12 protein-coding genes are annotated in these 12,317 nt (G+C 38.7%); 6 read left to right on the top strand and 6 right to left on the bottom strand.

Translation table 11 applies throughout. From position 1 onward, the window contains the following. Positions 1-67 precede the first annotated feature (67 nt). From M0R16_03420 to M0R16_03410, 3 genes are all read right to left on the bottom strand, one after another. Positions 68-457 carry a PaaI family thioesterase gene (locus M0R16_03420; protein ID MCK9611931.1) on the bottom strand — a complete coding sequence of 130 codons (390 nt, stop codon included), beginning with the start codon at positions 455-457 and terminating at the stop codon, positions 68-70. Between the two features lie 75 nt (positions 458-532). Further along, positions 533-868, bottom strand: a complete 336-nt coding sequence (locus M0R16_03415; protein MCK9611930.1) for a MerR family transcriptional regulator — start codon at positions 866-868, stop codon at positions 533-535. Between the two features lie 140 nt (positions 869-1,008). Then, positions 1,009-2,235, bottom strand: a complete 1,227-nt coding sequence (locus M0R16_03410) for an FtsX-like permease family protein (GenBank protein ID MCK9611929.1) — start codon at positions 2,233-2,235, stop codon at positions 1,009-1,011. 47 nt (positions 2,236-2,282) lie between these two features. On the opposite strand from M0R16_03410, the gene M0R16_03405 reads away from it, so the two are divergent. Further along, entirely contained in the window at positions 2,283-3,503 is a 1,221-nt protein-coding gene (locus M0R16_03405; protein ID MCK9611928.1) for a DUF1343 domain-containing protein, read from the top strand. 11 nt (positions 3,504-3,514) lie between these two features. Continuing rightward, complete coding sequence (locus M0R16_03400; GenBank protein MCK9611927.1) at positions 3,515-5,644, top strand: hypothetical protein; 2,130 nt, start codon at positions 3,515-3,517, stop codon at positions 5,642-5,644. Positions 5,645-5,646: 2 nt separating this feature from the next. On the opposite strand, the gene M0R16_03395 is transcribed toward M0R16_03400, so the two are convergent. After that, positions 5,647-5,826 (bottom strand): FeoB-associated Cys-rich membrane protein, encoded by a 180-nt coding sequence (locus M0R16_03395; GenBank protein MCK9611926.1) that lies wholly within the window; start codon positions 5,824-5,826, stop codon positions 5,647-5,649. A 10-nt stretch (positions 5,827-5,836) separates the two neighbouring features. Further along, a complete protein-coding gene (gene feoB / locus M0R16_03390; GenBank protein MCK9611925.1) occupies positions 5,837-8,350 on the bottom strand; it encodes a ferrous iron transport protein B in 2,514 nt (837 codons plus the stop codon). Between the two features lie 90 nt (positions 8,351-8,440). Here feoB and trmD point away from each other — a divergent pair, with 90 nt between their 5' ends. Then, positions 8,441-9,139: a tRNA (guanosine(37)-N1)-methyltransferase TrmD gene (gene trmD, locus M0R16_03385; GenBank protein ID MCK9611924.1), complete on the top strand. Its 699-nt coding sequence runs from the start codon at positions 8,441-8,443 to the stop codon at positions 9,137-9,139. 61 nt (positions 9,140-9,200) lie between these two features. Beyond that, positions 9,201-9,572 carry a 50S ribosomal protein L19 gene (gene rplS / locus M0R16_03380; protein MCK9611923.1) on the top strand — a complete coding sequence of 124 codons (372 nt, stop codon included), beginning with the start codon at positions 9,201-9,203 and terminating at the stop codon, positions 9,570-9,572. Between the two features lie 37 nt (positions 9,573-9,609). Here rplS and M0R16_03375 read toward each other — a convergent pair whose 3' ends face one another. After that, the gene (locus M0R16_03375; protein MCK9611922.1) at positions 9,610-9,864 is read right to left on the bottom strand and encodes a hypothetical protein; all 255 of its coding nucleotides are present in this window, start codon (positions 9,862-9,864) and stop codon (positions 9,610-9,612) included. A gap of 85 nt (positions 9,865-9,949) precedes the next feature. Between M0R16_03375 and M0R16_03370 the strand changes: the two genes are divergently transcribed. Together M0R16_03370 and M0R16_03365 are read left to right on the top strand one after the other, a co-directional pair. Next, a complete protein-coding gene (locus M0R16_03370) occupies positions 9,950-10,795 on the top strand; it encodes a hypothetical protein (protein ID MCK9611921.1) in 846 nt (281 codons plus the stop codon). 194 nt (positions 10,796-10,989) lie between these two features. Next, positions 10,990-12,315 (top strand): UDP-glucose/GDP-mannose dehydrogenase family protein, encoded by a 1,326-nt coding sequence (locus tag M0R16_03365; protein MCK9611920.1) that lies wholly within the window; start codon positions 10,990-10,992, stop codon positions 12,313-12,315. Positions 12,316-12,317 lie beyond the last annotated feature (2 nt).

The following is a 12,317-nucleotide window of genomic DNA, read 5'->3' as shown; positions in this document are numbered from 1 at the left end:
GAGGTTGGAAGTTAGAAATTAGAGGTCAGTAGTTCAATAGGCTTTGGATTCCAACTTTCACATTTACTTAAAAAGTTTTTTTCATCCTGTACACCATGCCATGAAGCTCTGCGATGAGTTCGTTCTGGGAGTTTGTAACCCGAACCTGATATGTGGCAAGTTTGGTATTTTTCGATGTTTCCACTGCTTCGGCAAAGAGAAATTCTTTGGTTGCCGTTTTGACAAAGTTGATACTTGAATTAACAGTTACTGCAATATTGCCATGGGTGTTGGCTGCTGATGCCAGAGTGTAATCGGCTAAAGAAAACACTACCCCACCCTGAACTGTTTCAACGGCATTAAGATGCTCTTCCTTTATCTCCATCCTTGATTTTGCCTTGCCATTTCCAATTTCCAGCAACTCTATGCCAAGAAGTTGTGCGAATTTATCCTTTTTTAAAAAATCCTTTATATCCATTTTAATAAAACAAATTATTTTTTTAATTCCCTTGTCACTGTTAACTGCTAACTGTTAACTGTTACCTGTTAACTGTCAAAGTTCTTTCTTAATTTCCAGCAAAAATTCCTTTATTTTGTTCAGCGACGCCACAATTTCTACATTATTGATAGTGTCCACCTTATTTTCCTTCATCTTATCTTTGGCGCCCTGCAGGGTAAACCCGCGTTCTTTAACAAGATGGTATATGATATAAAAATTTTTTACATCTTCTTTGGTAAACAGGCGGTTGCCTTTTTTGTTTCGGAAAGGCCTGATGATATCAAATTCTTTTTCCCAGAAACGTATTAATGATGTGTTGACCTCAAATATTTCTGCAACTTCTCCAATGGAGTAATAAATTTTTTCTACAGGCTTTTTCTTTAAAGGCATTTGGGAGTTATAATTTAATAACGAACAATTAAAAAATTAATGAAGTTTGCTTCAAAATACTTTACTACAAACATAGTTATTTTTTTAAAGGAATTGAATTTTTTCATAAAGAGATTATTTGGATTTCAAACTTCAGTTTATTAGCTAAACCTTATCGCTTTTACCGGGCTAATGCGGGTTACCACATAAGTAGGTATTATCAGCACTAGTAAACAGACAACAATGGTTCCGAAATTGATCAGAAGAATATTCAAAACATCAAGATTTATAGGTACTTCACGAACGTAATACGAAGCCGGGTCAAGTTTAATGATGCCAAAATGCATTTGTATCAGGCAAAAAATCAGTGCAATGATATTGCCCCAAAACAATCCTCGGAGAATCAGATAGAAAGCATTGGCAATAAAAACTTTGCGTACGCCCCAGTTCCTCATCCCAAGGGCTTTCAGAATTCCAATGAGGGAAGTCTTTTCGATGATAAGTATCAACAATGCCGATACCATATTTATGGCTGCTACAAGCACCATCATAATAATAATGATTGTAACATTCACATCCTGAAATTCAAGCCAGTCAAAAATTTGCGGGTATTGTTCCCTTATATTTGCACATGTCAGGTTGTAATCTATGCTTGTGTAAACCTGTTCAGTAATCTCCTCCAACTTGCTGAAATCTTCTATTATGATTTCAAAACCACCCACCTGCGATGAATCCCAGTTGTTAAGCCGCTGTATGTGTTTGATGTCGCCCAGCACATACATCTTGTCGAATTCTTCCAATCCGGTATTGTATATCCCGCAAATGTTGAATTTTCTAAGACTTGGCTGGGTTTGCCCCTCGTTGATGAAGTACATCAGCAAATGCATGCCGGTATCAAGTTTTAGCTGGCTGGCAAGATATTCCGAAAGAATGATGTCATTGGTTTTACCTGTATCGCTTATTAAAAAAGGCTTCCCTTTAATTATTTTATCTTTAAAAAAAGTCCAGTTATAGTCAGGGCCAATGCCTTTTAAAACAACGCCCTGAATGTCTTCATCGGTTTTTATGATACCTGCTTTGGTAGCAAATACCTGAATATGTGTGATGCCTTTTTGATTTGTGATAGACGGATAGAAAGGCTGGTTAATACTTAGCGGCGTGGACTCCATAGATATATTGTCGTTAAACCCGGTAATGCTTATGTGTCCGCCGAAGCCTATGACTTTGTTGCGGATTTCTTTCTGAAAGCCTGTAACGATAGCTACGGAAACTATCATCACCGCCACGCCCAGGGCGATACTCAACATAGCTATCCTGATGATGGGGCGTGAAAAATTAGCCTTGTTTTTGCTTGTTATGCGATTTGCTATAAAAAATTCGGTTTTCAAACTGAAAATTTTATTATTTTGCAAAAGTATTTATTTTATTTTAAAATATGCGTTTATTACATTGCTTTACGGCAGTTCTGCTTGCATGGTTTTTTATTTCATCATGCAATGCACAGAACTACAAATCAGACATTACAGGCTTGGATATCACCCCGGATGATATTAAGGTGGGAGCCGAACGAACAGACATTTACTACCCATGGATTAAGGATAAAAATATCGCAGTGGTGGCCAACCATACCTCAATGATAAAAAAGTTGCATCTTGTGGATTCATTACTTCAAGCAGGTTTTCATGTAAAAAAGGTTTTTTGCCCGGAACATGGATTCAGGGGAGAAGCAGAGGCAGGAGAGACAGTAGCAACCTCCACAGACAAAAAAACAGCTTTACCCATTGTTTCTCTTTACGGGAAAAATAAAAAACCCAAAGCATCAGACTTAAAAGGTATTGATATTGTAATTTTTGACATACAAGATGTTGGAGCACGTTTTTATACTTATATTTCGACCTTGCATTACGTGATGGAAGCCTGTGCTGAAAACAATAAATTACTTATCGTGCTTGACAGACCCAATCCAAACGGCTATTATATTGATGGCCCTGTGCTGGAAATGGAGTATTCATCTTTTATTGGTATGCATCCGGTGCCCATAGTTCACGGTATGACCATTGCTGAATATGCCGGTATGATAAATGGTGAAAAATGGCTGAAAAACGGCATACAATGTCAATTAAAGTATGTGCAGGTGTATAATTATAATCATACATATTTCTACTCACTGCCGATAAAACCCTCTCCCAATCTGGCTTCCATGGAAGCCATTTATCTTTATCCTACATTTTGTCTTTTTGAAGGCACTTGTGTCAGTGTTGGTCGTGGCACTGACAGGCCTTTCGAGATTATTGGCCATCCCAAAATTGACAGCACTGGTTTTACGTTTGTACCCAAAAGTATTCCGGGCATGTCGAAAAATCCTCCTTACGAAGGTGTGCTTTGTCATGGGTATGATTTCAGGATGTATTCGGCAAACTTTATTAAAGGCTATGGCAGGCTTTACCTTTTTCCTTTACTAGAACTGTACAAACAGATGAAAGATAAAACGGAATTTTTTAACACGGCTTTCGACAAGCTTGCTGGAAATTCAAAACTCAGACAGCAAATCATAAGCGGTACCAGTGAGGATGATATCCGCAAAAGCTGGAAGCCCGGCTTAGACAATTTCAAAAAAATACGAAAAAAATATTTGCTTTACAGCGACTTTGATTAAAAACATTGGTTATGCAGGGGCAGAAAAAACCTCAGAAAAAATATCCACTCAGCCCAAAAACCTCTCCCCTCAAAGTGGCCAAAGCTCAGCGCAGGATGCTGCATCTTTCTCCGGCAAATTGGCAATATGTTATTCTGTGTTTTCTTAGCCTGCTGATTTATTCTAACACTTTGTTTTTTGATTACGCTCTTGACGATGGTTTGATAATAACCGACAACAAATCAACAAAAAAAGGCTTTGAGGGACTGGGAGAGATTTTTACAAAAAATTCTTTTTACGGAGTATTTGGCGATGAAGCCAACGAGTTGCTCCCCGGAGGCCGTTATCGTCCGCTTGCCCAGGCAACATTTGCGGTGGAATATGAAGTGTTTGATAAAAATCCATTTGTCAGTCACTTGCTTAATATATTGCTGTATGCTTTCATCTGCATGCTGTTGTTAAAAGTTTTAAGAAATATTTTTGAGAAATATGAAAATGAAAAGTGGTACCTTTCAGTGCCTTTTATAGCTTCTTTGCTGTTTGCGTGTCATCCGCTACATACCGAAGTTGTCGCCAACATCAAAGGCCGTGATGAACTGCTAAGCCTTGCAGGTTCGCTTGCATCGCTGCACTTTTCATTGCAATACATTAAAACTTTAAAACCATTGAATCTGTTTTTCTCATTCCTGGTTTTCAGCCTGGCCTTGCTATCGAAAGAAAATGCTGTTACGTTTCTTGCAATAATTCCTTTTTCTGTTTTTTTAATACAGAAAACTTCTTTTAAAAAATATATTTTTATTGTGTTGCCTTTACTTACCTCTGTTGCAGTTTATTTCCTGTTGCGTGTCAATGCCCTGGGATTTATAAGCAATACCGTAGAAAATAATGAACTTCTTAATAATCCGTTTCTTCAGGCAACAACATCAGAAAAATATGCCACCATATTTTATACCTGGGGTAAATACTTGCTACTTATTTTATTCCCATTCTCCCTGACACATGATTATTATCCCTATCATATCTCACTAACCACATTTTCTGATTTTAGGGTAATTATCAGTATGTTCATTTATATTACCATGATTATTTATTGCATTATAAGAATATGGGAAAAAGATATTATAGCTTTTGCTTTGCTGATTTTTCTGGCAACTTTTTCTATCTCTTCAAATTTATTGATAAACATAGGCACGTTTATGAACGAACGTTTTATGTTTGTCCCGCTTCTTGGCTTTGCAATTTTTGTAGCTTATATCGTTCACAGGTTTTTAAGTAAATCAAAATTTGCAACTGTTGCAAAAGTAATTCTGATTATAATCCTGGCATTTTATTCGGTGCGGATATTCAGCAGGAATTTTGCATGGAGAAACTCCTTTACGCTTCTCACAACAGATGTAAAAACTTCAGTAAACAGTGCCAAGGTGAACGTGGGAGCAGGGGAGGTGCTGATAAAAAGTGTGAATGACAATACCCCGGATTCTGTGAAGCAGCGTGTCATAGGGCAGGCCATAAAATATTTGCAGAAAGGGGTAGAGATATACCCGGGTTTTAAAGCCGGATGGGTTTATATGGGTTATGGCCAACATTTGACAGGAGATTACAAAAACAGCCGAAATTCACTGGAACAAGCCCTGAAGCTTAACCCGAAAGATGCCAATGCAATTTCTTACCTGCATGCCGACGCATTAACATGTTATAATTTAGGAAACTTCAGGCAATCGGAAGAAAATTTTAAAACTCTTATTCATTTTGTTCCTGAAAACACCGAATTCAAATATCTTTTAGCCGAACTGTATGCCAATACAGGAAAGGCTGATACCGCAGAGATCATTTTGCATGAAATTATTAAAAACAATCCCGGCTATGACCGTGCATACAACAAACTTGGGGAAATATACGGGCGTATTTACGGCAATTTTTCAAAATCATTTGAATATCTTTATAAAGCATATGAATTAAACCCTGCGCATCTGGAAACATTACGAAATCTGGGTACCGCTCATGGCCTTCGCGGCGAGTATAATCAATCATTGAAATTTTTTCTTGAAGCAGAAAAAATTAAACCCGATGACAAAGACATACTCAAAAAGCTTTCCATCACATACAGAAACCTTGGCGATAATCAGAAAGCCATGGAATATGAACAGAAAGCTTCAGAATAAAATTATTTCTTTTTCTTTGCCCGCTTCAGTTCTTTATAAAATGAGCAGTTATCGCAATCGGAAGTACAGCCATTACATATATCATCTGATTTTTTTAGCTTGCGAAATTTCCTGACAAGCAATATCACCGCTGTTATTAAGGCAGCAGCTATTATAATTAATGTGATGATAAACTGAGTCACGAGGATGGGTTTATAAAAATAAATTACCTATCTGGTTTATAGCAAAAGCAAGCAGCCAGGCTAGCGAAAATGAGTACAACACCGAAAATAAGCCCCATCTCCAATTTTTGGCCTCACGGCTTATTGCAGTGATTGTCCCAATACAAGGGATATAAAGAAGCACAAAAATCATAAAAGCAAGCGCTACAGCCGGATTAAAAACTTTCTGCCCGGCTTTATCCCCAAAGTGATATGTCTGAGATTGCAAGCGTTTTACCAGTGTTTGATTGCCTGTATCGGTTTCTGAGTCAACGTGATAAAGTACTGCCAGAGAGCTAACTATTATTTCTTTGGCCGGTATCCCCGACAGGATGGTAATACCTATACGCCAATCGAAACCCAAAGGCCGGATGACGGGTTCTATAAAATGCCCAACTCTGCCAAGATATGACAATTCTTTATGCTCACTCTTTTGTGCCAACGTAATATTTTCCAATTCCTTTTGTTTCTTTTCTTCCAGTTGCATTTTTTTTGAGCTGTCCTCAACAGAAAGGCTAAGCATTTTTTCGTTGTAATTATCTATGATTTGAACTTTCTCTGCTTCATAGTTTCTGGAGTAATTCATGTTTAGAGGGAAATAACTAAGTGCCCAGAAAATTACTGCTGCGATGAGTATCACTGTACCGATTTTTTTTAGGTATTGTGCAGAGCGGTTCCACATCATTTTTAATGTAACTTTTAAAGAAGGTGTACGGTAGGGCGGGAGTTCCATCACAAAAGGATATTCACGCTTTTTTTCGATAAGCCGGTTTAGTAAAAGCGCTGTCAGAACAGCCAGTAATATCCCTGTGAGGTAAATGAAAAAAAGTATAGTACCGGAGTTGTTAGGGAAAAAAGCAGTGATGAAAAGTATATACACAGGCAAACGGGCATTGCAGGAAATAAAAGGGTTGATGAGAATCGTTATCAGGCGTTCTTTTTTGTTTTCCAGCATACGGGTTGCCAGTATGGCGGGGACATTGCACCCGAAGCCCATCACAAGCGGAATAAATGATTTGCCGTGGAGGCCTATGCGGTGCATGATTTTATCCATGATAAAAACAGCTCTCGACATATACCCCGTATCTTCCATCAATGATATAAAAAAATATAATATCAGGATGTTCGGGAGGAAAACAAGAACACCTCCCACGCCGCTCAAAATACCGTCTGTCAGCAAGTCTTTCAGCATGCCGTCAGCCATATTTTCTGAAACCAGCCCTGAAAAAAATGCAATCATTTCTTCTATCCATTGCATGGGAAAACTTCCCAGCTTGAATGTTGCCGTAAACATCAGCCACATAAACAGGAAAAAAATTGGGAGCCCGAACACTTTATGCGTAAGGATGCTGTCAATCATATCGGTGCTGCTTACACTTTCTTTGGGCAATGTCATGGTCTCTTTTAATGCCCCGTTAATAAAGCCGAATTTATAGTTGCTGATGAGCTGCTCACAGGGAGTTTTGTAAAGCGACTCACAAGTTTCCCTTTCCTGTTTCACAGCTTTCTCAATATCCTGTTTGTTAAAACATTTTTCAATGATATGTTCCGAATGATGGTCTTTTTCGAGAAGTTTTATTGCAAGAAAGCGACTGGATACCAAATTGGTAAGCCAGGTGTTGTCTTCTTTTTTTATCAGAGACTGAATGTTTTTGATAGATTTCTCCAGTTGTTCTCCGTAATTAATATGGATATGCCTCTGGTCGCGGTCTTTATCTTCATAGACTTCCAGGGCAAGTTCCAGCAATGTATCAAGGTCTTTATTTCTTGAAGCGGTAACGGGCAAAACAGGGATTCCTGTCAGGTATCCCAGCGAAGGCACATCAAGCTGAAAACCGTTTTTTACAAAATCGTCGAACATATTCAGCGCCATGACCACTTTTAAATCCGAATCAATAAGTTCTGTGGTGAGGTAGAGGCTTCGTTCTATGCTGGTGGCGTCCACAACATTGATGATTACATCAGGCAAGGTCTCAAACAGATAGTCGCGCACTACTGTTTTTTGTTTTTGCTTACCAGATAAGGAATAAACTCCCGGAAGGTCAATGAAAGTAATAGTATATCCTTTGTATTTTACTTTGTGTTTTTTTGTTTCAACAGTTACGCCGGCATAGTTCCCGACACGTTCATTCAGGTTGGTGTAATAATTAAAAATGGTGGTTTTACCCGAAGTGCAGTTGCCGATAAAGGCAATGCTGATATCTTTTACGGAATCCACCTTGCTTTTTCTGCCCGAATCAATGATTTGAGTTTCAACAGCATTGTCTTCTTTTTTACTGCTAAAATCCAGGCTTACTTCTATTAACGCAGCATCTGCATTTCTTAAAATTATCTTACTGCCCTTGACTTTATATTCCACAGGGTCATTAAGCGGAGCTTTCCTTATGGCAGTGATTTTTTCACCTATCATAAGGCCCATTTCCATTACTCTTCTGCGGAATGCACCCCTGCCACCGATTTTTATAATTTCAGCGCTTTCTCCATCGTTAAGTTTCAGCAGGTTCATTTTTTTGTTTCAGGGTGCTAATTTAGAAAAATTCTAAATAATGACAAAATTTATTATAAAATATTTTTTGGGTAATTTAGCAGAAAAAACGTGCGCATAGACATCATAACCATATTTCCTGAGATTTTTGAAAGCCCTTTCGGGCATTCTATAGTAAAGCGGGCAAAGGAAAAAGGGCTGGTGGAGATATTTTTCCATAATCTTCGTGATTATGCAATCAACAAATACCGCAGTGTGGACGATTATCCCTATGGCGGTGGCGCAGGTATGGTGATGATGATAGAGCCCATAGCGGCCTGCATAGATAAGTTGAAGTCGGAACGAAACTATGATGAAATTATTTATACCTGTCCCGATGGGGAACTGTTTACCCAGCAAACGGCAAATCATATCTCAACTTTCAGAAATATTATAATTTTATGCGGGCATTACAAAGGCATTGATGAACGAGTTCGTGAAAACTACATTACCCGCGAAATATCTGTAGGGGATTATGTCTTGTCGGGCGGTGAATTCGCAACGGTCATCATCACCGACAGCATCGTCCGGCTGATACCCGGTGTGCTGGGCGATGAAACTTCGGCTTTAAGTGATTCTTTCCAGGATGGGTTGTTATCTCCTCCGGTTTATACCCGCCCGGCGGAATTTAAGGGCATGAAAGTTCCGGATATATTGCTTTCGGGCAATAATGCCGAAATTTCCAGTTGGCTTTACGAGCAGGCGCTGGAGCGCACAAAAAAGAAAAGGCCGGGGATGATGGGAGGCGAAGAAATAAAAAAAAATCAATAATCCGCATTATTGAATAAAAATAAAGTGTATCTTTGCACTCCAATTTAAAAATTCTACTGAAATGAATAAGGCGGAGATTATCAGTTTTGTTGAAGAAACAATGAATAAAAAACCTGAATTTCCAGTTTTTAAAGCTGGCGACACCATAACGGTACATTATAAAATCAAAGAAGGTAATAAAGAACGTATCCAGCAATTTCAGGGCGTGGTGATACAATGCTCAGGGCCTAAGGGACGTAACACCTTCACTGTCAGGAAAATGTCGGGCAATGTAGGCGTGGAAAGGATTTTTCCTGCCGGTTCACCTTTCATTGAAAAAATAGAAGTAAATAAAAAAGGTATGGTGCGCCGCGCACGTATTTTCTACCTCCGTGACCTCACTGGCAAGAAAGCCCGTATCAAGGAAAAGAAAAAGTCCCAGACAAAAGAATAACACTGAAACCCTGCCACAGCAGGGTTTTTTGTTGTATTTACCCTTTGTTACTGTCTAAATCAGACTGCTTATCCTTTTCAATTATTTTTTTGATATCATTCAGTTCTTCCAGAATATTGTTGCTGTTGCTGTTGTTCCTGTAGCCGTTCAGTATAAGCTTTACTGAAACAAGCAGTATGCCGGCTTCCAGCAATAAATCGTGGGTCAAACCTTTCACAAATAATGCAACAATAAATAAAATTAATGTAATGACAATAACTAATATTGTGGCTGTATCAAAATATTTTTTCATTTTTTTGGTTAATTGAAAATTGAATAGAAAATACATTATTATCTTTGTTATTCAAAATTAACAAATAATTTAAAAAACCTTTACCATGAAAAAACATTTGTTTATTGTTGCTTGTTTCCTGCCTCTTTTATGGAGCTGCAATTCCTCCCTTGAGAACGGTGAGGATGATATGGACCCTAAAGACAAGCAGATTAAGGAGTTGCAGGCACAGCTTGCCGAAAAAGATGCCAGTGTCAATGAGATGTTCAGTTTTATTAATGATGTCGAAGATAATCTGAATACAATCGAAGCCAGCCAGATGAAGATACAGGAGTCAAAAAAGGGAAATACCGAGGTGGAGCAGGATGTGAAAGAGAGCATCATGGAACATATTACCAACATCAACACCCTGCTGGAAAAAAACAAAGAGCTTATAAAAAAGCTGGAAAGTGCTTTGCGCAATTCAAATATGAAAGTGGATGCTTTACAGAAAACAATAGAGCTGCTAAACCAGCAGATGCTCGAAAAAGATACCGAGATTGCTGACCTGAAGACACAACTTGAAAAGCTCAACTTCACTGTGGCAGAGTTAAACACAAAAATTGAAGACCTTAGCGGGCAGAATGAAGAAAAGGCTCAGCTGATTGACCAGCAGACTGTTGAATTGAATACGGCATACTATGTTGTCGGGGAAAGAAGAGACCTTAAAGATAAAGGCGTTATTACCGGTGATAGGGTGTCGCAAAAGGTAAACCCCGAAAATTTTGTAAAAATAGATATACGAAACACTACCGAAATAATCCTGAATGTGAAAAAAGCCAAATTGATTTCCACTCATCCGGAAGGCAGTTACACACTAAAAATGAATGGAAAAATTATAGAAAAAATTGTGGTAACAAATCCAAAGACATTCTGGAGCATCTCAAAATTTTTGGTAGTACAAACGGATTGATATTGTTTGCATACAATATGTCCGATTTGCTGATGAATGTTAAATATCAAGTGTAAACAGTTGTTTTATTATTTGCTCGTGAAACCTAAACATTTATCTAAGTTCATTAGAGAGCTGATAAAATAGTTTACACTGTATTGTATCAGAATGTTTATTTTTGCCAAAAATAATCATAAATAAAACGAATATACTCTATGAAAGTCGTTGTTGTTGGAACAGGCTATGTAGGATTGGTAACAGGCACTTGTTTTGCCGAAGTAGGTATTGATACAACCTGCGTTGATATTGATACCACAAAGATTGAAAACCTGAAAAAAGGCATACTGCCAATATATGAGCCTGGGTTAGATGCCATGATACACAAGAATGTCGAGAAGAACCGGCTGCATTTTTCTACTGTCTTGAAAGATGTTTTACCGGGTGCGGAAGTTGTTTTTATCGCTGTGGGCACTCCCCCCGATGAAGATGGCAGTGCCGACCTGAAACATGTGCTTGCAGTAGCTTCGGAAGTTGGCAGGAATATGAATCAATATATACTGGTGGTAACAAAAAGTACGGTGCCTGTAGGCACAGCAGTAAAAGTAAAAGATGCCATAGCAAAAGAGCTGAAAAAGAGAAACCTTGATATTCCTTTCGACGTGGCTTCCAACCCCGAATTTTTAAAAGAAGGCGCTGCCATTGATGATTTTATGAAACCCGACCGCATTGTGGTGGGGCTGGAATCGGAGCGTGCCGAAAACCTGATGAAACAACTGTACAAACCTTTCACACTCAACGGGCATCCCGTAATTTTTATGGACATCCCCAGCGCCGAGATGACCAAATATGCTGCCAACGCCATGCTGGCAACAAAAATCAGCTTTATTAATGATATTGCAAACCTTTGCGAAATTGTAGGTGCAAACATCAACCTGGTTCGTAAAGGTATTGGCAGCGATTCGCGTATCGGAAATAAATTTATTTATCCGGGTGTGGGCTACGGCGGCTCCTGTTTCCCTAAAGATGTGAAAGCCCTGATAAAAACCGCCGATGAAAGAGGCTACCCTTTGCGGGTGCTGAAAGCGGTGGAAGCTGTGAATGACGAACAGAAGGGAGTGCTATATGATAAAGTAGCGAAATATTTTCATAATAACCTGAAAGACAAAACTATTGCCTTATGGGGTTTGTCGTTCAAACCGGAAACCGATGATATGCGGGAAGCACCGGCACTGGTGCTCATTGAGAAATTTCTGAAAGCCGGAGCAAAAGTGAAAGCTTATGACCCTGCAGCCATGGAAGAAGCAAAACGCAGGCTGGGCGATAAAATTGCATACGTTAAAGACCAGTACGAAGCACTTATTGATGCCGACTGCCTGCTGGTTGTTACCGAATGGACAGAATTTCGTGTGCCTAATTTCAGCGTGATGAAAAAATTATTGAAGAATCATGTGATTTTTGACGGGAGGAATATTTATGACACTGAACTAATGAAAGCAGAGGGTTTCGAATATTTCTGCATTGGTATTGACACTTCAAAATAATA

Source organism: Bacteroidales bacterium (assembly GCA_023228145.1).
Classification (GTDB): Bacteria; Bacteroidota; Bacteroidia; order Bacteroidales; family CAIWKO01; genus CAIWKO01.
Note: the sequence above shows the minus strand (reverse complement) of the source record. Positions and strands in the feature narration are given on the sequence as shown.